Source organism: Streptomyces sp. NPDC054770, from assembly GCF_053611985.1.
Genome location: NZ_JBSHBL010000121.1, coordinates 1 through 23572, shown reverse-complemented (window position 1 = coordinate 23572; position 23572 = coordinate 1). Strand labels below are relative to the sequence as shown.

The window sequence follows — 23572 nt, the reverse complement described above, 5'->3', positions numbered from 1 at the left end:
CCGCCGACGAGGCCGGCGGCCTGGACGCCCTCGCCCACGCCGCCCGCGCGGTGCGGCGCGGTACGGACGTCATCGTGGCCGGCTCCACCGAGGCACCGATAGCTCCGTACTCGGTGGTCTGCCAGCTCGGCTACGAGGAGCTCAGCCGGGAGACCGACCCGGCCCGCGCCTACCGCCCGTTCACCGAGCAGGCCTGCGGGTTCGTGCCGGCCGAGGGCGGCGCCATGCTCGTCGTGGAGGACACCGGCTCGGCCCGCCGGCGCGGGCTGCCGGTCCGGGCCACCCTCGACGGCCACGCGTCGACCTTCACCGGGGCCTCCCGCTGGGCCGAGTCGAGGGCCGGGCTCGCCCAGGCGATCCGCGGGGCGCTGGCCGAGGCCGGCTGCGCTCCCGAGGAGGTCGACGTGGTCTTCGCCGACGCCCTCGGCGTACCCGAAGCCGACCGGGCGGAGGCGCTGGCCATCACCGACGTGCTGGGCGCGCACGGCAGACGCGTGCCCGTCACGGCACCCAAGACCGGGATCGGCCGGGGCTACTGCGCGGCCCCCGTCCTCGACACCGCCGCCGCGGTGCTGGCGATGGAACACGGGCTGATCCCGCCGACCCCGGGCGTCTTCGACATCTGCCACGACCTCGACCTCGTGACCGGCAGCGCCCGTGCCGCGCAGCCACGCACGGCACTGGTGCTCAGCCGGGGCCTCATGGGGTCGAACTCGGCGCTCGTGCTGCGCCACGGCGCGGCCGAGTGAGTCGAACACACCAGCTGCCCCCGGCAGCGAAGCAGAAGGAGTTCCTATGAGCATCACCGTGGACGAACTGTCCGAACTCATGAAGAAGGCCGCCGGCATCACCGTCTCCCCGGCCGACCTCCAGGACCGGGCCGACAGCGGATTCGACGTCCTCGGCGTCGACTCGCTCGGCCTGCTCGGCATCGTCGGCGAGCTGGAGAACCGGCACGGCGTGCCGATGCCGGTGGACGCCGAGCGGTGCAGGACGCCCCGCCAGTTCCTCGACCTCGTCAACAGCGCCATGCCCGCGGGAGCCTGACATGACCGGACACACCCAGAACGAGATCACCATCGCCGCGCCCGTCGACCTGGTCTGGGACATGACCAACGACGTGGCCAACTGGCCCCAGCTGTTCAGCGAGTACGCCAGCGCCGAGATCCTGGAGGAGACGGGGAACAAGGTCACCTTCCGGCTGACCATGCACCCCGACGACAACGGCAAGGTGTGGAGCTGGGTCTCCGAGCGCGAGACGGACCGCGCCCACCTCCGGGTGAAGGCCCGCCGGGTCGAGACCGGCCCGTTCGCGCACATGGACATCCTCTGGCAGTACGAGGAAGTCCCCGCCGGCACCCGGATGGTCTGGACCCAGGACTTCGCGATGAAGCCGGAAGCGCCCGTCGACGACGAGTGGATGACCGACAACATCAACAAGAACTCCAAGATCCAGATGGCCCTGATCCGGGACAAGATCGAGAAGGCCGCCACCGGCCGGCGCCCCGACCCGGCCCTGGCCGACTGAGCCGGCCGTCAGGAAGACAGGAACGGAGAGACACGTGCACCAGGCCCTGATCGTCGCCCGTATGGCACCGGGCTCCGCCCCCGACATCGCGAAGGTGTTCGCGGACTCCGACCGGGGAGAACTGCCGCACCTCGTCGGGGTCACCCGGCGCAGCCTCTTCCAGTTCGGTGATGTGTACATGCACCTCATCGAGTCCGAGCGCGAGCCAGGACCGGCCATCGCCAAGGTCACCTCGCACCCCGAGTTCAGGGACGTCAGCGACCGTCTCCAGGCGTACGTCAGCGCGTACGACCCGGAGACCTGGCGCTCCCCGAAGGACGCGATGGCCCAGCGCTTCTACCTCTGGGAGCGCGACGGCGGCGGGTGAACCCGCGTACCGCCGTACGCCAACGGTGCCGGACCCGCACACCACGCGGGCCCGGCACCGGCGTGTGCCGGGGCACCCGGGTCAGGCGGGCACCGTGCAGTCGAAGGCGTGCAGGTACGGGTTGACCGGCCGGATGTCGCCGACGCTCAGGCCCGCCTCCGTCAGCCGGCGCACCATACTGTCGGTGGTGTGCTTGGCCCCGCCGACGTTCAGCAGGAGGAGCAGGTCCATCGCGGTGCTGAACCGCATCGACGGGGTGTCGTCGACCAGGTTCTCGATGATCACCACCCGGGCCCCGGGCCCGCCCGCCGCGGTCACGTTGGCGAGCAGCCGCGCGGTGGACTCGTCGTCCCACTCCAGGATGTTCTTGATGACGTAGACGTCCGAGTCGACCGGCACGGCCTCCCGGATGTCCCCGGGCACGATCCGCGCCCGGTCCGCGAGGTCCCCGCCCTCGCGCAGCCGGGGCAGCGCCTTCTCCACCACCTTGGGCAGATCCAGCAGGTAGCCCTTCATCGCCGGGTACTTGTCCAGCAGGCTGGCCACCACGTGCCCCTGCCCGCCGCCGAGGTCCGCGACCGACCGGCTGCCGGACAGGTCGAGCAGGGCCGCGACCTCCCGGGCCGACTGCTCGCTGGAGGTGGTCATCGCCCGGTTGAAGACGTCCGCCGACTCCGGCGCGTCCTCGTTGAGGTAGACGAAGAACTCCTTGCCGTAGAGGTCCTCGACGACGTTGCGGCCGCTGCGCACGGCCTCGTCGAGCTTCGGCCAGGCGTCCCAGGTCCACGGCTCGGTGCACCACAGGGCGATGTAGCGCAGGCTGTGCGGGTCGTCCTCGCGCAGCAGCCGGGAGGTCTCGGTGTGGGCGAACGTCCCGTCCGGCCGCTCGGCGAAGACGCCGTAGCAGGACAGGGCGCGCAGCAGCCGGCGCAGCGGCTTGGGGTCGGTCCGCACCGCGGACGCCAGGCTTTCCACGGTCATCGGGGCGTCCCCGAGCGCGTCGGCGACGCGCAGCCGGGCGGCCGCGCGGACGGCGGCGGCACAGGCCGCCCCGAACACGAGCTCGCGCAGCCGCATCGACGGCGGCGGAGCGTCCTCCTCCAGCCCCTTGGCCGGCGTCGAGAGGTCGCGTGCTGGTGCGGTCATGTGCCGCCTTCCTTCCGTGTGGGGTGTCGCAGGGCCGTCAGGTCAGCACAGACCCGCGGGCTTGGACTTCTTGCAGGTGTTCTGCTTGAAGGTGTTGCCGTGCTTGGCGGCTTCCTGGTTGACCAGGTCGGCGGGGGCGTTGCCCGACAGCTTGTTGCCGCTGACGGTGTTCTTGTCGCTGGTGGCGCCCACGAAGCTCTTGAAGATCACGACACCGCCGGACAGCGGGGACTTGCCCGAGTTGCCGGTGACCGTGTTCCCGGTCACCAGGGTGTCCTCGGCGCCGGTCAGCACGATGCCGGAGCCCTGCAGGAAGGACAGCCGGGCGGTCTTCTTGCAGTACTTGTTGTTCTTCACGACCTGGTTGTCGGCGACGGTGATGCGACCGGCCTTCGGCTTGTTCTCGTCGCCGACGACGAACACGCCCGCGCAGTTCCCGGTGACCGAGTTGTCCGCGACGGTGAGGTTGCGCAGCCGGCGGACGGTGACGCCGATCCGGTTGCCCTCCAGGAGGTTGTGCTCGACGACCGTGCCGGCGGTGTCCACGGCGCCCTTCTCCGTGGTGACGGAGTTGGCGAGGAAGATGCCCGCGTCGCCGTTGTTCCGGGCGATGTTGTTCCCGTACGTGCTGTGGACCGAGCGCTCCTCGGCGAGACCCCACTGCCCGTTCTTCACGGCGGCCACCGCGTGCACGTGCAGGTTGGCCGCGCCCACGGCCATGACGCCGGTCCGGGAGAACCCGGTCACGGTCAGGTGGGCGACGGTCACGTCCTCGACGGGCTCCGTCTTGGTGCCGACCACGCAGATGCCGTTGCCCATCTCGGCACAGGACTTCTGGGCGGCCTTCTTCGTGCCGCTCACGGCCTTCTTGGACTTCTTGGCCGGCTGGAGCACGGTGCTCGGGCCCATGCCGCGCAGGGTGAGGCCGGGCGTGGTCACCTTGACGCTCTCGTGGTACGTCCCGGGCAGCACCAGGACCGTGTCGCCGGGCGCGGCCGCGTCGACGGCCTTCTGGATGGATTCGCCCGGGTGCACCTGGAGCACGTGGTGCGTGGCGGTCGCCGGAGCGGCGCCGAGGAGGGAGCCGCACAGGGCGGCGCTGCACGCGAGGTATGTGATATGGCGTTTTGTCACATCTGGCAGGTTAGGAGCAGATGACCCGATTAACGGCCGGATGCTCCGTTCGGCGGCGTGTCACCAGGGGCCACGCTTCGAGCGCCCCGTAGGGCGCGGGGCCGTGTCGATATGCGGCTCCGCCACGCGGGCGCGAAAAACCACGAAGGCGCGGCGGTCGCACACGCAACCACCGCGCCCCGAGCTCGTGGGCGTGCTCTACTTCCCCCGCGGCCCACCCTTGGGCATCCGCATGCCTCTCGGCATCGGCTGTCGTCTGACATGTGTTCTTGACTGTTTGCCAGGCGATTGTGACCGCCCGGCCGGTGCGGCAGGATCATCCGGGGACCGCAGAGGAGTGTAGGCCTCATGGATGAGGGCAAGTGCCTGTGGGACGTCGCAGGGGAGAACATCCACGACTTTCTCGATCAGGCCGGAAGTACGAGAGTTCCCCAGCACCGAGGCTGTACCGCCCAGCGGAGCCCGGATGGTCGCCAAGTGTGCGTGGGCTCCACGGAGTTGAGGGTGGCTGGGCAACCTGATCCGCTCGCTAGCCGCGTGCGCGGTGGTCGGCGGGCAGCGTGCGTGCCGGTGCGAGACGCGGTAGGGGCTTTCGGGCGGAAGGGGGTCGTTCGTGGAGCGGGATGTGCAAGGGGAGGGGAATACAGGGGACGGAGACATCCGCAACGAGTTCTCGGGGGCCGGCGGGCCCGTGATCCAGGGGCGGGACTTTCTCGGTGACGTCATAATCAACGGATTCGTCAATCCTCCGGCCAAGGTGACTGAGGACGCGGCCCTGGTCCAGGCGGCGGACGACCTCGCGGTCGCCGTCAAACGTCAGTGGAGGGAGGAGGCGGCCTTGCGGCGACTGAACGATCCGTATCCGCTTCCGGTCCGATGGCGGCCCGCGCCTCCTCAGCTCATGGAGCCCTGGCGTTCGCTGGTCCGGCTGGCCACCACCGGAGTCGGCCGGGCGTCGTCGGCCTCACCGTCCGGCTGGGCGTCTGGGCCGGAGGCGCTGTCCGGAGGCGGCGGGGATCTAGTGAGGGTGCTGACCAGGGTGCCCACGGGTCGCCTGGTCGTGCTCGGGGAACCGGGTTCCGGCAAGAGCATGCTGCTGGTGCGGCTCGTGTTGGACCTGCTCGCACACCGCCGCCACGGGGACCCGGTGCCTGTGCTCGTATCACTCGCCTCGTGGGACCCGGACCGGGAAGACCTTGATCTGTGGCTGGAACAGCGGCTGGGCATCGACTACCCATGGCTCAGTGAACCCGGCCGGACGGGAGCCAACAGGGGGCGGGAACTGCTGGATGCCGACGCGATCATGTTGGTGCTGGATGGTTTGGACGAGATACCCGATCGCGTGCGCGGGCGCGCGATCGCCCGGATCAACGACGCCCTTGGCCTCCGCCCGGACCTCGGAATGGTCCTCAGCTCGCGCAGCGACCCCTTCGCCGCCACAGTCCGGCCCCGCAAAGGGCCCGAGGTACGCGTGACTGGTGCGGCGGGCGTCGAGATCGAGCCGCTGGCCCTGGACATCATCGCGTCGTACCTACTGGACTCCGCTGGCGGACCGACCAACGAAGCCCGCTGGCGGGGGGTATTTGCCGCGCTGGCCGCCGAGCACGACCTTCATCCCTTAGGCCAGCTGTTCACGACGCCGCTGATGGCATACCTCGCCCGCGTCGTCTACAACCCCTCGCCGGACGCAGCGGAGGACATTGCGTACGACTCCGGGCTTCACGGCCGCCCGTTGGATCCAGCGCAGGACTCCACGCACGTCCTTGTACAGGACTCCGAACGGGGCCCCACACCGGACGAGCACCACGCCCCCGCCGGTCATCCGTTCGAACTCCTGGACCGCTCTCAGTTCCCCACGCCCACGGCGATCCGGGCGCATCTGTTGGATGCTTTCATCCCCGCCTCCTACACGCGGCACCGGACCTCAGCCCTGGCACCGGCCAGGCCTTCAGGATCACGGCGCGGATGGACACGAGGGCAGGCGGCTCACTTCCTGACTTTTCTTGCCCGTGACCTGGAACATCGCCAGCAGGGCACCACCGACCTCAGGTGGTGGGACCTTGCCGATGCGGCGCCAAGGATTCTGGTGGGAGCGACCGTTGGACTCGTGGCGGTGCCGGCCGGTGTGCTGATGCCGTTCGGCGCCTGGCTCGGGGTCGGCATGCTCGTCGGCGTCACCGTGGCAATGATCGGCCGGCGGTGGAGTCCGCCTGCCCGGAGTTTCAACCGTGGGCTAGCGGGAGGTTTGATCGGCAGCGTCCTCGGATCCGCGTTCGGACTCGGCATGCGCTTCGTGCTCGGGATCCACAGCCCGGCGGGGTATTTCGTCAGCGGGCTCGCGCTGGGCCTGGTGCCAGGGTTCCTGGGTGGTTTCCGGGCCGGGCTGGCAGGCGGTATCGCAGCGTCCTTCGTTGGGGCGTTCGTCGGCGAACCCGAGATGGGGGACTCGGCGTCGCTGGTCAACAGCGTCGGTTTCGGCGTCGCCGCCGCCTGCGTGGTCACCTTGGGCCACAGCCGCCTTCCGGCGCGAGGACTCCGCTGGTCACCGCTCGGCATCCTCACCGGCCTAGGGGGCGGTCTCGCCATCGGGATCGCGGTCGCCCTGCAGACAGGTCTGTTCAGCGGGCTGGTGTCGGGGGTGGTCGCTGCCGCTGGCGGTTCCTTCGGCGCAGGGCTGGAGGCCAAGCCGGCAGAGGCGACGGTTGCTGCGGATCCGCAGACCGTACTGGACCAGGACCGCGTCACGTTCTGGACCACCGCTATGGCGGGTGGCCTTGCCATCGGCCTCGCCGCCTCTGTCGTCATCGCATCGGTCCTGGGGCCATGGCGGGGGGCCCTGACCGGGGTGGCTGACGGGCTGGCTACTGGTCTGGCCTGGGGCTTCCTCCAGGCCAGGTACGGATCGTTCACGCTCGCCCGATGGTGGCTCGCCCTGCGTGGCCAAGTGCCATGGCGGTTGATGTCATTTCTTGCGGATGCACATCGGCGGGGAGTGCTTCGGCAGGTCGGAGCCACTTACCAGCTCCGTCACGCCGAACTGCAGCGTCGGCTCGCCGGAAGGACGTGAGCCAACTCCCGTCGGCGACGCCGGTTCAATCCCCTTGCGAGTCACCCGTGGCGGAAGGCGTCGCGTGCGCGGTGATGGTGAGATCGGAGAAGTCCCTGCCCTGGACGACAGGGCCGTACTGCGTGCCCCCGCTGACCTGGTTCGTCACCGCACCTTCACCCGTGCACACCGACTCCGCCTGCCGCCACCAGCTCTCCAGGGCGAGGCGAAACTCCGCGTCGAGCGCAGCGCGCACAGCAAGGGCCGTGCTCAACCGCTGAGCTCGCTCCAACTCGCCGGGATCCTGCGCCAGCGCCGTGAGTTCGGCGTCACCGGAACTCACCACGGGCGCATCGTCGGCCTCGCCCTGCCGGAACGGGCGGCGGATCAGCGCGCTCAACGCCTGCCACGCATGCCGACCAGCCTCGCCGCCGATACCCCCGGCCAGAGCAGCCAGCGCAGCTGCTGAGATCGGATCCATCACCACTCCTCTCACCTGTCGGGTAACCGCGCTCGCTCACGCACGGGGCAACACGTCCACAGAGCATGCCCCGTCCAACGGCAACGTGCCCCCAGTTCAAGGCTCTTTCTGAAGCGGAGAGCTGACGGAGGTCGAAAAGGCCTACGGGATGTGACCCATCCCCTCGCCAGCCGTCAATGCCACCTGACAAACGATCAAGATCACCTGTCGGAGGACATCGGCCCCTTGGGCAGGGTTCTCCAGGGTTGCCTTTGCGTTCACTCCGAAGGTCTCGCCCTGACCTGCAGGAATGGTCAGGGAGGCTAAACGCTCAGCGGGGTCTGTACGGTGAGCGGTGTAACTCCCGTGCTGGAAGCGACAGTTGATGACTGACGTGACGAGTGACAGCGAGGCTGGGAAGGCCCCTGTGAGTGGGGCGAGCGCCGTGGATGACGGGCTGGTCGCCGAGTTGGTTGCCCGGGCTCAGGCCGGTGGCGTGAAGCTCACCGGGGAGGGTGGCCTCCTGCAACTGCTGACCAAGCGGGTGTTGGAATCTGCGCTGGAGGGCGAGCTCACTGATCATCTGGGACATGAGCCCGGCGAGCGGGCTGAGGGTGGCAGGGAGAACTACCGCAACGGGCGTCGGCCCACGACGGTGATCACCGAGTCGGGGCCGGTCGAAATCTCGGTGCCACGGGAGCGGGCGGGGGCGTTCGAGCCCGAGCTGGTCAAGAAGGGCCGGCGGCGCCGGGCAGGGCCTGTCTCGTCTCGGGGATCACGTCCCGAATGGTCCTCAGGCCTCCGCCAGGCGACGCCGCCGTGGACGTGGCCGGTCTAGCCCTGGGGATCTTCGTCCCGGAACGGCGGTAGGCCTGCATCGCACGGGTCGGGAGCCCTTGCACTCTCACGCACGGGCCCACCGACGAGCTATTAGATGGTCCTGTCGCTGTCGGCAAAGGGGCTGACGCATGGGGAGATCTCCGCACATCTCGCCGAGGTGTACGGCGCGGAGATCTCCAAGTCCACGATCTCCACGATTACCGACAGCGTGATGGCCGGCATGGCGGAATGGCAGAACCGCCCGTTGGACAGCGTCTACCCGGTCGTCTTCATCGACTGTGTGAACGTGAAGGTCAGGGACGGGCAGGTCGCCAACCGGCCCGTCTACATGGCGCCGGCGGTCACTGCCGAGGGGCACCGGGACATTCTGGGTCTGTGGATCGGCGACGGTGGTGAAGGTGCGAAGTACTGGCTCCAGGTCCTGACCGAGATCAAGAATCGCGGCGCGGCTGATGTCCTGATGCTGGTCTGCGACGGCCTGACCGGTCTCCCGGACGCCGTGAATACCGTCTGGCCTGCAACGATCGTCCAGACCTGCGTCGTTCACCTGCTGCGGAACAGCTTCCGTTACGCGGCCCGGCAGGACTGGGAGAAGATCGCGAAGACGCTCAGGCCCGTCTTACACCGCGCCGACCGAGGACGCCGCGCTGGAGCGGTTCATGGAGTTCACCGACGTCTGGGGCGGGAAGTATCCGGCTATCGTCCGGCTCTGGGAGGCGGCCTGGGCGGAGTTCGTTCCCTTCCTCCAGTTCGACGTGGAGATCCGCAAGATCGTCTGAACCACGAACGCGATCGAGAGCATCAACGCGAGGATCCGTAAGGCCGTCCGGGCCCGGGGGCACTTCCCCACCGACCAGGCCGCCCTCAAATGCGTCTACCTGGCCGTCATGAGCCCGGACCCGACCGGCACCGGACGCAAACGCTGGACCATGCGCTGGAAGGCCGCTCTCCAAGCCTTCGACATCACCTTCGACGGCTGGCTCACCGCCGGCCGTCGCTGAAGAAAACCGACCGAGTTCCACCGTTCGCTACACAGACCCCCGCGAAGGTGTTGGCCGACGAATGGGGGGGCTGGGGGATGAGTCGGAAGTACAGAGAAAATCGGTCGAGTACCGGAATTCGGTTGGGAGGGGCCGCAGGATCCCGGTGAAACGACTCCTGGTCGCAAGGTCATTTGGCGTGCCACGGAGCGGCCTGGCTCGCAAGCGGCGCATCGTCGAATATTGGAAATTCTGTTCGGGTCCGAGTGAGGCGATCATCACGTATAGTCGATTCAGCACATGGGTGACCCCGGCAGCGTTGGCGCGCTCCGGGGTCTGGCCAGTCTGGAGGGACTGACATGGGCAAGACTCTCACATCCTCAATCGATGTGGCAGCAGGGGCGACCGCGCTCCGGGCGGTCGACTACCTGAGGGTTTCGACCGAAGATCAGGCCAAGGGCTACGGCGTCGCCTACACGTCCAAGAAGACCGCGCGCTACATCGAGCGCAAGGGTTGGAACCATGTTGGCACCTACACCGACGAAGGTGTGAGCGGCAGCCTGGAGGCTCACGAGCGGGGCGACCTGAAGCGGCTCATGGAGGATGCTCACCGCGAGCCTCGCCCCTTCGACATGGTGGCGGTGAACGAAGGCCGGGCTATCGGTCGTACCGGCCGGGCGTTCTGGCGCTGGGTCTGGGATCTCGAAGAACTCGGGATCTTCGTTGCTGTCGTCAAGGATGACTACGACAATTCAACGGCCTCCGGACGCTCGAAGATGCGAAAGGATGCCGGCTATGCAGAGGATGAGCGCGAGAATATCCGCAGTCGTACGCAAGGGGGAATTCAGGAGAAGGCGGAAGGCGGCGGGTTTCCTGGTGGTCAGGCTCGATATGGATACCGGATCGCCAACCAGGGGAAGAAGGGTGAGCAGAAGCTCGTCATCGATGAATGTGATGGTGAGGAGAACTGCTCGCGAATTTCTCCTTGTACGACCCTTCATGAAGGTGTGGTGCTTCGTAGGGCGCGGGTGTTCGCAGTCAAGTTCCGGGGAAACTGGCGAAAAGTGGCTCTGAGTCTCAATGCTGAAGGACTGCTGAACCGGTCCGGGAAGCCCTGGAGCCACGCCAACATCCGTGCGCGGCTGATGAACGAGGATCTGCTGAACGGCCGGTTCATCTTCAGGAACGTCAAGAATGCCGAACTGGGGCCGGACGGTCGTCCTGTGTGGGGTGAGAGCATCGTCATGGAGCTGGACCCCATGTTCACCCCGGACGAGGTCGCCGAGCTGCGTCGAGCGACCGCCAAGCCTGCTCGTGCAACTGCGGGTCCCGGACGCGTGTACTCGCTCTCGGGCCGGATCATGAGCCCGTGTGACAAGCACTATGTCGGGGCTACTCGCACTCACGCAACGACTCGTCACTACCGCTGCACGGGCAAAGCCGAGGCCTATCCCGGCGCGCCCACCTGTTCCTGCTCTCAGATCGACGCCGGCGGGGTGGAGAAGTGGGCATGGACGGAGGTCTGCAAACTCCTCGGTGACGCCGAGCGCCTGCGGACCATGGCTGAGGAATGGGTGGGAACGACGGTCGGACAGAACGTTGACTTGACTTCGAGGCTCGCCGAACTGGATCAGCACATCGCGGAGCAGGGCGACACGATCGACGTCACGACTGTCGTGGTCACCAAGCGGGAACTGCGCAAGGGGCGCACTCCGAAGGAAGCCGAAGCCGCCGTTGAGCGGGCCGTGAAGCCCTTGATGGAGGAACTGGCGCAACTGGAGAAGACGCGGGAAGAGGTCGCCGCTTGGAAGGCTGAGGTGGCCATGGGGGAGGAGCGCGCGAAGAACCTTCAGGCTCTCGCGGAGATGGCACACCGTCGTCTGGAAGAGCTCTCCGACGAACAGCAGCAGGAGTTCATGGAACTCCTCAACATCCGCATCAAGGTAACCGGCCCTCATCCGCCGATGCGCAAGGGGCTTGTCTGCTCGGTGGCGGAGTGGTTCCGGAAGCACGGGCGCCCGGTCCCGACGCTCACGGACGAAGCTTGGGATCGGGTCGTGCCATCAGCTCGCTTCCCGGGCGGTAGTCTCACCGCTCGCCAGAAAGGCGGGCTCGCTCCGCGCGTCGTGCTGGAAGCGTTCTTGGAGAAGGCGCGTACCGGTGCCCGTTGGCCTGAGCTCGATAGGAAATACGGCTCGACGGGGCTGCGCGGGCACTGGCGGCGCTGGACTGCGTCCGGTCTCTGGGAAGAACTCATGGGTGCCCTGGAGAACTGCGAGGGCATGCCTCCCGCTGAGCCTCACCCCTTGCCGCCCATGGAGATGAGCGGAGAGGTGAGGCCGGGTGTCATCCTCGCGGCATCCGGGGGGAGCGACCGCTACCGCCACGTCCAGGCATCGGCCCCTTGGGCAGCGGCATGTTGGACATCAGGTCCCCCATCGCCCGCAGCCGGTCGTTGGTCGTCGTCACCTGGGGACCGGTCAGCACCCGCGGGAACTTGAGCATCGTGGTCCGCAGCTTCTTCAGTGAGACCTGGCCCTCACCCGTGCCCACGATCACGTCGTGCACCGGCACGTCGGCCACGATCCGGGCCATCTTCTTCTTCTCGGCGGCCAGCAGGGTCTTCACCCGGTTCGGGTTGCCCTCGGCGACCAGGACGATGCCGGCCTTGCCGACCGCCCGGTGCACCACGTCCTGGCTGCGGTTCATCGCCACCGCCGGCGTCGTGGTCCAGCCTCGCCCGATGTTGTCCAGAACGGCGGCCGCGGCGCCCGGCTGGCCCTCCATCTGGCCGAAGGCCGCCCGCTCGGCCCGTCGGCCGAAGACGATCGCCGTCGCGAGGAAGGCGAGCAGCAGGCCCAGGATGCCCAGATAGACCGGGTGGCCGATCAGGAAGCCGATCACGAGGAAGACGGCAAGGGTGCCGAGACCGACACCGGCAAGCACCAGGCCGATCGTCTTGTCGGCCTTGCGCGTCATCTTGTACGTCAGGACGATCTGCTTCAGTCGTCCGGCATTCGCAGCGTCCGCTGCGGGTTCCTTCCTCGCCATGCCCCGAAGTCTACGTGGCCCCGGGAGTGCCGACGACGGCAGTGTCCCGGCAGGGCCGCGGAAGGGGGCGTCAGGAGCGGCCGGCGGCCTGCTCGAGGAAGTGCTGGGCCTCGACGCGGTCCTTGGCGCGACGGCGGTCCTCCAGTACGGAGGTCCAGGCGTTCTGGCGGGCGGTGCGCTGACCGCCGCTCATGAGGAGAGACTCGACGGCGCGCAGCGCGTCGGTGAAGGACGGGATCGCGGTGGCGCGAACGGGCGCGGCCTGCATGGTGGAGGTCCCCCCTCGAAGTGGGTGTACGTGCTGTGATACCAGGGTCACTGTTCGGTGTTACCAGGGCGTGACCGACCGGTCAAACGCCAATGAAGCCTTGATGCGCGGGCCCGGAACGCTGACGCGGTCCTGACGTACGCCCTCATCAGCGAGGACGGTCAGGACCGCGTCCATTCGGTCACTACTGACCGGTAATAGTTTGTGCGTGAATTCACACGCTCGGCGGCCGGGGCCGGACCGCGTCCGTCAGACCGCCTGCACGGCGACGAACGCGCCACGCTTCTCCACGGCCATCTGGTACAGGCGGCCGGCGCGGTACGAGGACCGGACGAGCGGGCCGGACATGACACCGGAGAAGCCGATCTGCTCGGCCTCCTCCTTCAGCTCCACGAACTCCTGCGGCTTGACCCAGCGCTCCACGGGGTGGTGCCGCACGCTCGGGCGCAGGTACTGCGTGATGGTGACCAGCTCGCAGCCGGCCTCGTGCAGCTGGCGCAGCGCGTCGCTGACCTCCTCGCGGGTCTCGCCCATGCCGAGGATGAGGTTGGACTTGGTGACCAGGCCGTAGTCGCGGGCGGCCGTGATGACCTTGAGCGAGCGCTCGTAGCGGAAGCCGGGGCGGATCCGCTTGAAGATCCGGGGCACGGTCTCGACGTTGTGCGCGAAGACCTCGGGGCGGGACGAGAAGACCTCGGCCAGCTGCTCCGGGACCGCGTTGAAGTCGGGGGCGAGCAGCTCGACCTTGGTGCGGCCGGCCTCGCGCTCCGCCGTCTGCGCGTGGATCTGGCGGACCGTCTCCGCGTACAGCCAGGCGCCGCCGTCCGCCAGGTCGTCGCGGGCAACGCCGGTGATGGTCGCGTAGTTCAGGTCCATGGTGACCACGGACTCGCCCACCCGGCGCGGCTCGTCGCGGTCCAGGGCCTCGGGCTTGCCGGTGTCGATCTGGCAGAAGTCGCAGCGCCGGGTGCACTGGTCGCCGCCGATGAGGAAGGTCGCCTCGCGGTCCTCCCAGCACTCGTAGATGTTGGGGCAGCCGGCTTCCTGGCAGACCGTGTGCAGGCCCTCGCTCTTCACGAGGTTCTGCATCTTCGTGTACTCGGGGCCCATTTTCGCCCGCGTCTTGATCCACTCGGGCTTGCGCTCGATGGGGGTCTCGGCGTTGCGGACCTCCAGGCGCAGCATCTTGCGTCCGTCGGGTGAGACTGCGGACACGACCGGCTCCCTAGCGATTGATTCTTCGGCGACCTTCAGGGTACGCCCGTGGATTTGAATGCCCGGAGTTGGTGCTGACCCCTGGGGGCTGCCGCCCCCGGACCCCGCTTTCGGCCTTCGGCCTCGTCCTCGAACGCCGGACGGGCTGATTTTTATGCCGCCGGTGCCTTCTCGATCACCCTCGGCTTCAGTTCCGCGTTCTCCAGTACGTCCTTCAGGTGCCGTTCCGCCACCGGCAGCACCTCCTCGATCGTCACGTCCCGGCCCAGCTCGCCGGCGAGGGAGGCGACGCCCGCGTCCCGGATGCCGCACGGGATGATCCGGTCGAACCACTTGTTGTCCGGGTTCACGTTGAGGGCGAAACCGTGCATGGTCACGCCCTTGGCCACCCGGATCCCGATGGCGGCGATCTTGCGGTCCTCGCGGCGCTGGCCGGCGTTGGAGGGTGCGTACTCCGGGCCGTTGAGGCGGGGGTCGAACTCGTCGTCCGTCAGCCGGGGGTCGAAGTCCAGGGAGAGCCCGCCGAGGGCCTGCGGCCGCTGTTCGACCGGGTCGCCGAGCACCCACACGCCGCTGCGTCCCTCGACCCGGGTGGTCTCCAGGCCGAACTCGGCGCAGACGCGGATCAGCGCCTCCTCCAGGCGCCGGACGTGCGCGACCACGTCCACGGGGCGCGGGAGCTTCTGGATCGGGTAGCCCACCAGCTGGCCAGGGCCGTGCCAGGTGATCTTGCCGCCGCGGTCCACGTCGATGACCGGGGTGCCGTCGAGCGGTCGTTCGTTGTCCGCGGTGCGGCGGCCAGCCGTGTACACCGGGGGGTGTTCGAGCAGCAGGACCGTGTCGGGCGCCTCGTCGGTGAAGCGCGCCGCGTGCACCCGGCGCTGCTCGTCCCAGGCCTCCTGGTACTCGACGGCATCCGCGCCGAACCCCATGCGGACGAACCGCAACTCACTCACGGCAAGCGCCTCCCTCGGGCGATGGGTGTGTCAGGCACGTAACGCGCCCAAGCCACTGTACGTCCGCCCGCCGCGCGTCAGCCCCGGGGTTAATTCTCACACGATCGGATGAATGAACGTCGAGATGTGCGATCGACTGCTCACTCTCCGCTACATTCGCGCCGTCCATGAGTGCCAAAAGGGCTGCTCACCGGCAATCCGGGCACAAGCGACCGAGCTGAGTCCGAAGGCAGGAGACCGCACCGCAGATGACGGACCGACCCGCGCAGCGCACCCCCAACCGCCAGCTCGCCGCGCTCATCGCAGAAGCGGGGTTCTCCAACGCGGGTCTGGCCCGTCGCGTCGACCAACTCGGCCTCGAACACGGGCTGGATCTCAGATACGACAAGACGTCGGTCACCCGGTGGCTGCGCGGCCAGCAGCCCCGGGGCACCACGCCCGCCCTGATCGCCGAGGTCTTCACCCGGCGCCTCGGCCGCCGGCTCACCGCCCAGGACCTCGGCCTCGACGCCTGCGCCCCGGTGTACGCCGGGCTGGAGTTCGCCGCCACCCCCGAGGAGGCCGTCGACATCGTCAGCGGCCTGTGGCGCAAGGACTCCGGCAGCCACGCCGAGCTCCGCAAGATCGCCTTCACCCCGGCCGGGCTGGTCGTGCCCAGCAGGGACTGGCTGATCGGCCGCGCCGACGACCGGGTGGCCCGTGGCGAACCGGCACCGGCACCGGCACCGGCGGTCGCCCGGGTGCCGGCGCAGACCCGGCCCGCCCCGCCCAAGCCGGTACCGCTCGCACCGGTGCGGCCGCGCGGGCAGGCCGAACGCGGGCCCGGCCAGAAGGTGACGGGCGGCGACATCGCCGCGCTCCGCTCGGTCGGCGAACTGTTCCGCTCCCTCGACGACCAGTACGGCGGCGGCCATGCCCGGCAGGCCCTGGTCCGCTACCTGGAGCACGAGTGCGAGCCGATGCTGCGCGGCACGTACGGCGAGCAGACCGGCCGCAGGCTGTTCGGCGCGGCGGCCGACCTGACCCGGCTCGCGGGCTGGACGTCGTACGACATCGCCGCGCACGGCCTCGCCCAGCGCTACTTCGTGCAGTCCCTGCGGCTCGCCCAGGCGGCGGGGGACCGGTCCTACGGCTCCTACGTCCTCGTCACCATGAGCCGCCAGGCGGTCTACCTCGGCCACGGCAGGGAGGCGGTGCAGCTCGCCCGCGTCGCCCAGCAGGGGGTGGGCACCAGCGCCCCACCGGTCGTCCAGGCCCTGCTCCACGCGGCCGAGGCACGCGCCCACGGGGTCCTCGGCGAGGTGCGCGCCTGCACCGGTGCGCTGGTCCGCGCCGAACGCGCCCTGGAGGCGGCCCGACCCGGCGACGAAGTCCCCTACTGGGCCCGCTTCTTCGACGAGGCGCAACTGGCCGACGAGTTCGGCCACTGCCACCGCGACCTCCAGCAGTTCCGGGCCTCCGCCCAGCACGCCGAACGCTCCCTGCAACTCCGTGCGCCCTCCTACGCCCGCAGCCGCCTCTTCTGCCGCGTCGTCCTCGCCACGGCCCGCCTGGGCCTGGGCGAACTCGACCAGGCATGCGCGCTCGGTGTGGAGGCGGCGGGGGCTGCGGCGGAGATGCGGTCGGTCCGCGCCATCGAATACGTCAAGGACTTCGAACGCCGCCTGGAGCCCTACAAGGACGCGGCACCGGTGAAGGGCTACCGGGAGAAGGTCGCGGCATTGAGCTGAGAGGCGTTGCACTGCGCTGGGCTGCGGCCGGGGGGTGTTGCGCCAGGCGAGCCGATTTCCCACTCGGCTCGCCACTCCGGTGCTTCAGTCCTGCCCGGCGGCTTTGACTTCCTTTCCGCCGCAACGGTGATCACCCACGACGACGTTCTCCGGCGGTGCCGGGCCGGCCGTTGCCGCTCGCCGTTGCCGGTTCCGGTCGTCTGCCTGGTGCGGCGCCGTCGTGGCTGGTCGCGCCCACGCGGCGGAGCCGCAAATGGAATACAGCCCCGCGCCCCTGACGGGGCGTTGTGCGGCTTACCTTCCTTTCCGCCGCAACGGTGATCAGCCGCGACGGCGTTGTCCGGCGGTGCCGGGCCGGCCGTTGTCGCTCGCCGTTGCCGGTTCCGGTCGTCTGCCTGGTGCGGCGCCGTCGTGGCTGGTCGCGCAGTTCCCCGCGCCCCTGAGGGGGCGCTGTGCGGCTTACCTTTCTTTCCGCCGCGGTGGAGCCGCAAATGGGATACAGCCCCGCGCCCCTGACGGGGCGTTATGCGGCCCGGCGTTGCAAAGGTTCCGCCCTGTTCAGGGAGCCCGATGCTGTGAGGTCCGTCAATATTGCTGCTGTTGCTCGGTGGGCTGAGTGCAGGGCTCCCTGGACTGTGCTGGTGTCGCGGTGGTCGCCGCAGACGTAGAGGCCGGCGAGGAGGCGGACGGGGCGGCGGAGGTCGTGCGGGGGGCGCATGGCGGGGATGGCCTCGGGGGTGTGGTGGACCGCGAGGGTCTCCCAGCGGCGCGTCGACGTGCCGTAGAGGCGGGAGAGGTGCATGCGGGTTGCCGTGTCGACGTCCTTGGGGGGTGTGCCGAGGAGGGTGGAGGAGATCAGGGCGCGGCCCTGCGGGGCCCGGGTCGGGTCGATGTTGCTGACGACGGAGGTGTGGGAGACGGGGCCGCCCCGGTCGGCGTCCAGCAGGAGCGACGTTCCGGTCGTCAGGGTCAACGGTTCGTCCGTGGTGTGGTGGACCACCGTCACCTGGTGGAAGTCCGGGACGCGCAGGCCCGGGAGCAGTTCGGCGGCGGCCCGGGCGTCGGTCGCCAGGAGGACCGCCCGGCACTGGATCTCGCCGTGTTCGGCCGTTGTCACGGATGTCGTCGAGACCGAGGTGACCCGTACGCCGGTGTGGACGGTGCCGGGCGGCAGAGCGCGGGCGAGGAGGTCGGGGAGGACCTCGGCGCCTCCCTCCGGCACGCACAGCCGCCCGCTCGCGAAGGAGCGCAGGGCGAGGTCCGCGCAGCGGCTGGACGTCGTCAGCTCGGGGTCGCAGAGCAGGGCCGCGAGCAGCGGGCGCAGGAAGCCGTCGATCGTACGGGCGGGCACCCCGCGCTCCGCGAGGGCGTGCGCGGCGGGGAGTTCGGGGCGGGCCAGGATCCGTTCGACGGGAGTGGAGGCGATGCGGCCCAGCGCGGCGCCCAGGCGGGCCTGGTCGACCGCGCCGCCCATCGGTGCGGTCGCCCGGGGCGGCGCCACCGGTGAGCCGCCCCTGGGGGCGCTTGCCAGGGCGCGCACGGCGTACAGTGCGCCCCTCGCGCTTCCGCCTCCCGCCGGAGCGCCCGCCCGGTGCCTGCGCCCGTCGCGATGCAGCAGCACGCCGGGCGCGTACCGGCGTAGCACCAGAGCGTCCAGTCCCGGGGCGAGGCGTAGCTCCGGATAGGACGTGGACAGGAGCTGGCCGATCCGGTCGAGCCGGAAGCCGTCGACCTTCTCCGTCGACATGCGGCCGCCCACGTAAGGGGCGGCCTCCAGGACCGCGGTCGTTACTCCTGCGCTGTTCAGCCGATGAGCCGCGGAGAGTCCGGCGATACCGGCCCCCACGATGACGACGTCCGCCTGGTACGCGGGCTCATGCACGAGGCCCCTCCTCGATTGCGCGTCCGGTGGAGACGTGATGCCCCCAACAGGCTCCGGGGATACCCGAGTTCGGGTCGAGGTTAGGGCGGTGATCGGTCAATGACAGTCGCGCATGAACAGGGCACGGTCGCACGCCGGTCGCATACGGTCACAGGGGTCGTCAGGCCGCGCGGATCGCGTCCTCGATGCCCGGGAACGCGAAGGTGAACCCCGACTCCAGCAGCCGCTTCGGCACCACCCGTTGGCTGCCCAGCACGTCCCCGGCCATCTCGCCGAGCGCCGCGCGGAGCACGGGGGAGGGCACCGGGAAGAGGGCCGGGCGGCGCAGCACCCGGGCCATCGCCGCGGTGATCTCACGGTTCGTCAGGGGGTGGGGCGCGGTGAGGTTGAAGGGGCCCGAGAGCCCCTCGGTGTCCATCAGGAACCTGATCGCGGCCACCTCGTCGTGCAGCGCGATGTACGACCAGTACTGGCGGCCGTCGCCCAGCCGGCCGCCGAGTCCCGCCTGGAAGAGCGGGAACAGCCGGCCCCAGGCCCCGCCGCCCCGGGCCACCACCAGGCCCGTGCGCGTGAACACCGTCCGTACGCCCGCCTCCTGCGCCGGGGCCGCCGCCTCCTCCCACTCCACGCACAGCGACGGCAGGAAACCGTCCCCGGGCGGGGCGTCCTCGTCCACGGCCCGGTCGCCGGTGTCACCGTAGAAGCCCATCGCGCTGCCGCTCACGAACACCCGCGGCGGGTCCGGCAGGGCCGCCACGGCCTCGGCCAGCGCGGCCGTGCCCAGCACCCGGCTGTCCCGGATCTCCCGCTTGTAGGCGGCCGTCCAGCGCCGGTCGCCGATCCCGGCCCCGGCGAGGTTCACCACCGCGTCGCAGCCGGCCAGCCCCGCGGTGTCCACGTACTGCCCCCCGGGGTCCCAGCAGACCTCCCCGGCGCCGCGGGCCGCGCGCCGCACCAGGCGCACCACCTCGTGCCCGTCCGCCCGCAGGGACCGCACCAGGGCGCTGCCGATGAGACCGGACGCGCCGGCCACCGCGATACGAGAACGTTCCATGGGTCCCAGCATGCCGGGACCGGCGGGAGAAAACCCGTGGGGCCCCGGTTCCGGCCGACTTAGGGTGACCGCATGCCGGATCCGTACATACGCACCGCCCTGCCCGACGACGACGAGGAACTCGCCGCTCTCGACCGCGCCACCTGGTCGTACCTGCACGCGGTGATGCCCGCGCCGCAGCCGCCGTACGACCCCTTCTTCAGCGAGCGGCACGCCCCCGAGGACACGCTGGTCGCCGAGGTCGACCGGCGCATCGTCGGCTATGTCCGCCTCGGCCGCGCCTACAAGATCGCCTCCAACGCGCACGTCCGGCAGATCCAGGGCCTCGCGGTCGCCGAGCCGGCCCGCGGTCTTGGCGTGGCCCGGGCGCTGCTGCGGGCGGCGATGGAGGAGGCCCGCCGCCGCGGCGCCCGCCGGATCCGGCTCGGCGTCCTCGGGCACAACACCCCGGCGCGCCGGCTCTACGAGTCGGAGGGCTTCGCCGTCGAGGGCGTGCTGCCGGGGGAGTTCTTCCTGGACGGCGCGTACGTCGACGACGTGGTCATGGGCCGACTGCTGTGACGGCGACTGCTGTGACGGCGAATGCTGTGACGGTGACCGCTGTGACGGTCAGGGCGTGATCAGGTTGCCGGTGTCCACCGGCGACGTGGCCCTCGCCCCGCGCGTGGCGTCCGTGGCCACCTCGTCGGCGGTCAGCACGTACCCCGTCTCGTCGTCGGACGTGGAGCGGGCGAACACCACGCCGTACACCTTGCCGCCGGTGGTCAGGAGCGGGCCGCCCGAGTTGCCCGGGCGGACCGTGGAGCGGATCGAGTAGATCTCCCGGGTCACCGTGGCGTCGTTGTAGATGTTCTGGCCGGTGGCCTCCACCTTGTTCGCCACCGTGGCCGCCTGCAGGTTCAGGTCGCCGTCCTGCGGATAGCCGGCCACCACCGCGGAGTTCCCGCGCGCCGCCGTGGTGTCGAACCGCAGGACCGGCGCCCGCAGCTGCGGCACGTACAGCACCGCCACGTCCCGGTCCGGGTCGAAGAGGACGACCTCCGCGTCGTACGACGGCCCGACCCCGCCGATCCGCACGCTCGGGTTGTCGATGCCGGCCACCACGTGCGCGTTGGTCATCACGTGCTCCGGCGCGAACACGAACCCGCTGCCCTCCCGGCCCTGGGTGCCGGAGGAACCCTCGATCTTGACCGTGCTGCGCTTGGCCGCGCTGGTGGCGGCCGCCGTGACGTTGTCGCCGGAGGGTTTGGCGACCTGGGCCGTCGACTCGTTCTCGAACGGGTTGAAGACCTGCGGGAAACCCGCCTCGGTCAGCGCCGAGGTGGCCCGCGAGAACCAGGCCGGCGTGGTGTCCGGCATGGTGTTCTGCACGGCGCCGAGCAGCTTCGAGTCCCGGATCGCCGTCGTCACCACCGGCGACGAGGACGCGGCGAGGACGCTCGCCGCCACCCAGGCCACGATCAGCACCGCCACCGAGTTGGCGACCGCCCCGCCTATCCCGTCCGCCACCCGCAGCGGCCCCCGGTCCAGCTCCCGGCGCAGCCGCAGCGCCAGCCGCCCCGCCAGCTCGTGCCCCACCACCCCCGGCACCAGCACCGTCAGCACCGCGACCACCGTCGCCGTCGCCGTCCCGCGCGTGACCAGCTCCATCACCCATGGCAGCACCCACACGCCGATCACCGCGCCGCCCACGAACCCGGCCAGCGAGACACAGCCGGCCACCAGCCCGCGCCGGTAACCGGACGCCGCGTAGACGAGGACCACGAGTACCAGCACCAGGTCGAGCAGGTCCACGGAGCCGCCTTTCTCTCGGTGCCCTTAATACGGCCGGGACAGGTCCGGTGATCAGTTCACGCGCGCGAGGACTCCGGGAACCGGCCACGCGTGCGTGTACCCCCTGAAACGCCCCGGACCAGGACGATGGTTCCACCAGGTGGCACAGCACACATCGCGGGCGGAGTCGATCAACCCGAGAGTGGGTGCCATGCGTGTCATCCCACGAGCGGGGCGGCGCACCAGGATCACCGCCCTGACGCTGCTCGGCTGCCTGCCCGGCCTCGCCGCCGTCCTCGCGCTGGTGCTGTGCACCCGGGGCGCCGACCGCCCGGTCGCGATCCGCCTGGCCGCGCCCGCGCCCGCCAGCCCCGCCACCCGCTACCAGGCACCCCGGCCGCCCATCGTGCCGCGCTCGGCCTGGCTGAACGACACCGTCCGCCGCACCCAGCCGCCGCCGCGCTACGACGACAAGGTCGTCGCCGTCTTCGTGCACCACACCGACTCGCCCAACGGCTACTCCTGCGCCCAGGTGCCCGAGATCATCCGCCGCCTGTACACCGGCCAGACCGGCGACCGCGCCTGGGACGACATCGGCTACAACTTCCTCGTCGACCGGTGCGGCACCATCTACGAGGGCCGCGCGGGCGGCGCCGAGCGGGCCGTCACCGGCGCCCACACCCAGGGCTTCAACCACCGCACCGCCGGCATCGCGGCCCTCGGCACCTTCACCGCGGGGGTGCCGGTGCCGCGCGCCATGGCCGACTCGATCGCCGCCGTCGCCGCCTGGAAACTCGGGCTGGCCGACGTCGACCCGCGCGGCAGCGCCGTCCTGGTCTCCAGCAACGGCCGCAGCCGCTACCAGGAGGGCGCGGTCGTCGCCCTGCCGGCCGTGGCCGGCCACCAGGACGGCTACATGACCAACTGCCCCGGAGCCGCCCTCGTCGCCCGCCTCCCGGAGATCAGGGAGACGGCGGCCCGGCTCCAGGGCAGGGCGGCCCAGGCGGGAACCCCCCTGCGAACACTCATGGAAACGCCCCTGACGGCCCCCCTGACGGCCCCGCTGACGACTTCCCTGTCACCCCCGCTCGGACCACCCGCGAAAGCGTCCACAGGAACGCCATAGGCGGCACGCAGGCCCTTCAGATCCGCGCGTCCTACCGTCGGGGACATCAGCAGCCGACTGGAGGTGGGGATCATGAACAGCAGTCGTAGCGAAGCCCGTGAGGACGCCACGGAGAAGGCCGGTTGGACCACGTCGTCCCGGGGAGCCTGGGCCGTGGTCTGCGCGGTCGCGACGGTCGTCCTCGGCCCGGCCGCGGTCACCGCGTCCGCCCTCGACCAGGCCAACGCGGCACCCATGCACCACCCGGTCAGGGCCGAGCAGACGCAGGCCTACATCCCGTCCGACGCGACCCGCCGCCGTACCGCCGTCTGACCCCTGCTCGCCTGTTCCCCTATTCCTTGAAGCGGTCCCAGAGTCTGGGGAACCGCTCGGCGAGCACCCGCTCGTTCTCCAGGTCGACCGGGGTGCCCTCGGGCTCGGAGGGCGCGGGGGCGATGCCCAGGTCCGGCGCCACGGTCCCGGTCAGCTGCTCGTACGCCTCGTCCGCCGCGTACCCCAGCTCCTCGCCGTCGCCGTCGATCTCCTCGTCGAAGTCGTCCAGCAGCTCCGCCAGCGCGTCCGGGTCGTGCAGGGCACCCTCGAAGATCTCCCGGCCCTGGGCGATGAGCCAGCACCGGAAGAAGTCGAACGCGTCGTCGCTGGCCCCGTCCAGCAGGACCCAGGCGGCGCCCCACAGATCCCAGCGGTAGGCGCGGTTGTAGCGGGCCTCGAAGTGACGGGCGAAGTCCAGGACCAGGTCCGGCTCCAGCTGGAGCAACCGCTCCACGAGCAGGTCGGCCTGCTCCTCGGGGTCGCCCTCGGCGGCCTGTCGGGTCGCGTCGACCAGCTCCCAGAACTCCGTCTCGTCCATCACGGGTCCAGCATCGTGCCTGGGCGGCGGGGGCGCACGCGGAGTGGTGCGGATTGTTATCCACCGCCGCCCCGCGCGCAGCGGGCGCCGCCGCCCCGCGTGCAGTAGACGCAGTGCCCTGCGTTCAGCAGACGCCGACGGCGCGGTCCGGCAGCGGGTGCCGGAC

20 protein-coding genes and 3 pseudogenes are annotated in these 23572 nt (G+C 70.2%); 12 read left to right on the top strand and 11 right to left on the bottom strand.

The window, feature by feature from the left end:
• The 4 genes from ACWGKQ_RS48850 to ACWGKQ_RS48835 all read left to right on the top strand — a co-directional run.
• A partial coding sequence (locus tag ACWGKQ_RS48850) for a beta-ketoacyl synthase N-terminal-like domain-containing protein (protein ID WP_453298572.1) occupies nucleotides 1-749 on the top strand: 749 nt, incomplete at its 5' end.
• Between the two features lie 46 nt (nucleotides 750-795).
• A complete protein-coding gene (locus tag ACWGKQ_RS48845) occupies nucleotides 796-1047 on the top strand; it encodes an acyl carrier protein (protein WP_453298571.1) in 252 nt (83 codons plus the stop codon).
• Nucleotide 1048: 1 nt separating this feature from the next.
• Complete coding sequence (locus tag ACWGKQ_RS48840; protein ID WP_453298570.1) at nucleotides 1049-1528, top strand: SRPBCC family protein; 480 nt, start codon at nucleotides 1049-1051, stop codon at nucleotides 1526-1528.
• A 34-nt stretch (nucleotides 1529-1562) separates the two neighbouring features.
• Complete coding sequence (locus ACWGKQ_RS48835) at nucleotides 1563-1895, top strand: TcmI family type II polyketide cyclase (protein ID WP_453298569.1); 333 nt, start codon at nucleotides 1563-1565, stop codon at nucleotides 1893-1895.
• Nucleotides 1896-1976: 81 nt separating this feature from the next.
• On the opposite strand, the gene ACWGKQ_RS48830 is transcribed toward ACWGKQ_RS48835, so the two are convergent.
• Entirely contained in the window at nucleotides 1977-3041 is a 1065-nt protein-coding gene (locus ACWGKQ_RS48830) for a methyltransferase (RefSeq protein WP_453298568.1), read from the bottom strand.
• A gap of 42 nt (nucleotides 3042-3083) precedes the next feature.
• On the bottom strand, nucleotides 3084-4175 hold the full coding sequence (locus ACWGKQ_RS48825; RefSeq protein WP_453298567.1) for a right-handed parallel beta-helix repeat-containing protein: 1092 nt from the start codon (nucleotides 4173-4175) through the stop codon (nucleotides 3084-3086).
• A 613-nt stretch (nucleotides 4176-4788) separates the two neighbouring features.
• Between ACWGKQ_RS48825 and ACWGKQ_RS48820 the strand changes: the two genes are divergently transcribed.
• Entirely contained in the window at nucleotides 4789-7242 is a 2454-nt protein-coding gene (locus ACWGKQ_RS48820) for an NACHT domain-containing protein (protein ID WP_453298566.1), read from the top strand.
• 25 nt (nucleotides 7243-7267) lie between these two features.
• Here the strand turns inward: ACWGKQ_RS48820 and ACWGKQ_RS48815 are convergent, their stop codons facing one another.
• Nucleotides 7268-7702, bottom strand: coding sequence for a hypothetical protein (locus ACWGKQ_RS48815; RefSeq protein ID WP_453298565.1), 435 nt, complete (start codon nucleotides 7700-7702; stop codon nucleotides 7268-7270).
• A gap of 364 nt (nucleotides 7703-8066) precedes the next feature.
• Between ACWGKQ_RS48815 and ACWGKQ_RS48810 the strand changes: the two are divergent.
• The 3 pseudogenes from ACWGKQ_RS48810 to ACWGKQ_RS48800 form a co-directional block, all read left to right on the top strand.
• Nucleotides 8067-8448: pseudogene (locus ACWGKQ_RS48810) on the top strand (transposase); the annotation flags it as partial.
• 167 nt (nucleotides 8449-8615) lie between these two features.
• Nucleotides 8616-9522 (top strand): annotated as a pseudogene (locus ACWGKQ_RS48805) (IS256 family transposase); the annotation flags it as partial.
• A 338-nt stretch (nucleotides 9523-9860) separates the two neighbouring features.
• Nucleotides 9861-10355, top strand: a pseudogene (locus ACWGKQ_RS48800) (recombinase family protein); the annotation flags it as partial.
• A gap of 1492 nt (nucleotides 10356-11847) precedes the next feature.
• On the opposite strand, the gene ACWGKQ_RS48795 reads toward ACWGKQ_RS48800, so the two are convergent.
• The 4 genes from ACWGKQ_RS48795 to lipB all read right to left on the bottom strand — a co-directional run bounded on the left by ACWGKQ_RS48795 (nucleotide 11848) and on the right by lipB (nucleotide 14991).
• On the bottom strand, nucleotides 11848-12552 hold the full coding sequence (locus ACWGKQ_RS48795; RefSeq protein WP_350788875.1) for a DUF4191 domain-containing protein: 705 nt from the start codon (nucleotides 12550-12552) through the stop codon (nucleotides 11848-11850).
• A 70-nt stretch (nucleotides 12553-12622) separates the two neighbouring features.
• Nucleotides 12623-12820, bottom strand: a complete 198-nt coding sequence (locus tag ACWGKQ_RS48790) for an SCO2195 family GlnR-regulated protein (protein WP_089101191.1) — start codon at nucleotides 12818-12820, stop codon at nucleotides 12623-12625.
• A 249-nt stretch (nucleotides 12821-13069) separates the two neighbouring features.
• Entirely contained in the window at nucleotides 13070-14035 is a 966-nt protein-coding gene (lipA, locus tag ACWGKQ_RS48785) for a lipoyl synthase (protein ID WP_453298564.1), read from the bottom strand.
• Nucleotides 14036-14187: 152 nt separating this feature from the next.
• Nucleotides 14188-14991: a lipoyl(octanoyl) transferase LipB gene (lipB, locus tag ACWGKQ_RS48780; RefSeq protein ID WP_453298563.1), complete on the bottom strand. Its 804-nt coding sequence runs from the start codon at nucleotides 14989-14991 to the stop codon at nucleotides 14188-14190.
• A gap of 248 nt (nucleotides 14992-15239) precedes the next feature.
• Between lipB and ACWGKQ_RS48775 the strand changes: the two genes are divergently transcribed.
• Nucleotides 15240-16721 carry a regulator gene (locus tag ACWGKQ_RS48775; RefSeq protein WP_453298562.1) on the top strand — a complete coding sequence of 494 codons (1482 nt, stop codon included), beginning with the start codon at nucleotides 15240-15242 and terminating at the stop codon, nucleotides 16719-16721.
• A gap of 523 nt (nucleotides 16722-17244) precedes the next feature.
• Here ACWGKQ_RS48775 and ACWGKQ_RS48770 read toward each other — a convergent pair.
• Both ACWGKQ_RS48770 and ACWGKQ_RS48765 read right to left on the bottom strand, forming a co-directional pair.
• Nucleotides 17245-18603 (bottom strand): FAD-dependent oxidoreductase, encoded by a 1359-nt coding sequence (locus tag ACWGKQ_RS48770; RefSeq protein ID WP_453298561.1) that lies wholly within the window; start codon nucleotides 18601-18603, stop codon nucleotides 17245-17247.
• Nucleotides 18604-18763: 160 nt separating this feature from the next.
• On the bottom strand, nucleotides 18764-19657 hold the full coding sequence (locus tag ACWGKQ_RS48765; RefSeq protein WP_453298560.1) for a TIGR01777 family oxidoreductase: 894 nt from the start codon (nucleotides 19655-19657) through the stop codon (nucleotides 18764-18766).
• Between the two features lie 72 nt (nucleotides 19658-19729).
• Here ACWGKQ_RS48765 and ACWGKQ_RS48760 point away from each other — a divergent pair, with 72 nt between their 5' ends.
• Nucleotides 19730-20218 carry an N-acetyltransferase family protein gene (locus tag ACWGKQ_RS48760; RefSeq protein ID WP_453298559.1) on the top strand — a complete coding sequence of 163 codons (489 nt, stop codon included), beginning with the start codon at nucleotides 19730-19732 and terminating at the stop codon, nucleotides 20216-20218.
• A 48-nt stretch (nucleotides 20219-20266) separates the two neighbouring features.
• Here ACWGKQ_RS48760 and ACWGKQ_RS48755 read toward each other — a convergent pair whose 3' ends face one another.
• Nucleotides 20267-21451 carry a MarP family serine protease gene (locus tag ACWGKQ_RS48755; RefSeq protein ID WP_453298558.1) on the bottom strand — a complete coding sequence of 395 codons (1185 nt, stop codon included), beginning with the start codon at nucleotides 21449-21451 and terminating at the stop codon, nucleotides 20267-20269.
• A 190-nt stretch (nucleotides 21452-21641) separates the two neighbouring features.
• On the opposite strand from ACWGKQ_RS48755, the gene ACWGKQ_RS48750 reads away from it, so the two are divergent.
• Both ACWGKQ_RS48750 and ACWGKQ_RS48745 read left to right on the top strand, forming a co-directional pair.
• Nucleotides 21642-22556: a peptidoglycan recognition protein family protein gene (locus tag ACWGKQ_RS48750; protein WP_453298557.1), complete on the top strand. Its 915-nt coding sequence runs from the start codon at nucleotides 21642-21644 to the stop codon at nucleotides 22554-22556.
• Nucleotides 22557-22628: 72 nt separating this feature from the next.
• A complete protein-coding gene (locus ACWGKQ_RS48745) occupies nucleotides 22629-22868 on the top strand; it encodes a hypothetical protein (protein WP_453298556.1) in 240 nt (79 codons plus the stop codon).
• A gap of 19 nt (nucleotides 22869-22887) precedes the next feature.
• On the opposite strand, the gene ACWGKQ_RS48740 is transcribed toward ACWGKQ_RS48745, so the two are convergent.
• Nucleotides 22888-23406: a DUF4240 domain-containing protein gene (locus ACWGKQ_RS48740; protein WP_453298573.1), complete on the bottom strand. Its 519-nt coding sequence runs from the start codon at nucleotides 23404-23406 to the stop codon at nucleotides 22888-22890.
• Nucleotides 23407-23572: the final 166 nt, after the last annotated feature.

What these genes read in the sequence shown, in the direction of transcription:
- ACWGKQ_RS48845 (WP_453298571.1), top strand. Translation starts at nt 796, where the DNA reads ATGAGCATCACCGTGGACGAACTGTCCGAACTCATGAAGAAGGCCGCC.
- ACWGKQ_RS48840 (WP_453298570.1), top strand. Translation starts at nt 1,049, where the DNA reads ATGACCGGACACACCCAGAACGAGATCACCATCGCCGCGCCCGTCGAC.
- ACWGKQ_RS48830 (WP_453298568.1), bottom strand. Translation starts at nt 3,041, where the DNA reads ATGACCGCACCAGCACGCGACCTCTCGACGCCGGCCAAGGGGCTGGAG.
- ACWGKQ_RS48815 (WP_453298565.1), bottom strand. Translation starts at nt 7,702, where the DNA reads ATGGATCCGATCTCAGCAGCTGCGCTGGCTGCTCTGGCCGGGGGTATC.
- ACWGKQ_RS48795 (WP_350788875.1), bottom strand. Translation starts at nt 12,552, where the DNA reads ATGGCGAGGAAGGAACCCGCAGCGGACGCTGCGAATGCCGGACGACTG.
- ACWGKQ_RS48790 (WP_089101191.1), bottom strand. Translation starts at nt 12,820, where the DNA reads ATGCAGGCCGCGCCCGTTCGCGCCACCGCGATCCCGTCCTTCACCGAC.
- ACWGKQ_RS48775 (WP_453298562.1), top strand. Translation starts at nt 15,240, where the DNA reads ATGACGGACCGACCCGCGCAGCGCACCCCCAACCGCCAGCTCGCCGCG.
- ACWGKQ_RS48765 (WP_453298560.1), bottom strand. Translation starts at nt 19,657, where the DNA reads ATGGAACGTTCTCGTATCGCGGTGGCCGGCGCGTCCGGTCTCATCGGC.
- ACWGKQ_RS48760 (WP_453298559.1), top strand. Translation starts at nt 19,730, where the DNA reads ATGCCGGATCCGTACATACGCACCGCCCTGCCCGACGACGACGAGGAA.
- ACWGKQ_RS48750 (WP_453298557.1), top strand. Translation starts at nt 21,642, where the DNA reads ATGCGTGTCATCCCACGAGCGGGGCGGCGCACCAGGATCACCGCCCTG.
- ACWGKQ_RS48745 (WP_453298556.1), top strand. Translation starts at nt 22,629, where the DNA reads ATGAACAGCAGTCGTAGCGAAGCCCGTGAGGACGCCACGGAGAAGGCC.
- ACWGKQ_RS48740 (WP_453298573.1), bottom strand. Translation starts at nt 23,406, where the DNA reads ATGGACGAGACGGAGTTCTGGGAGCTGGTCGACGCGACCCGACAGGCC.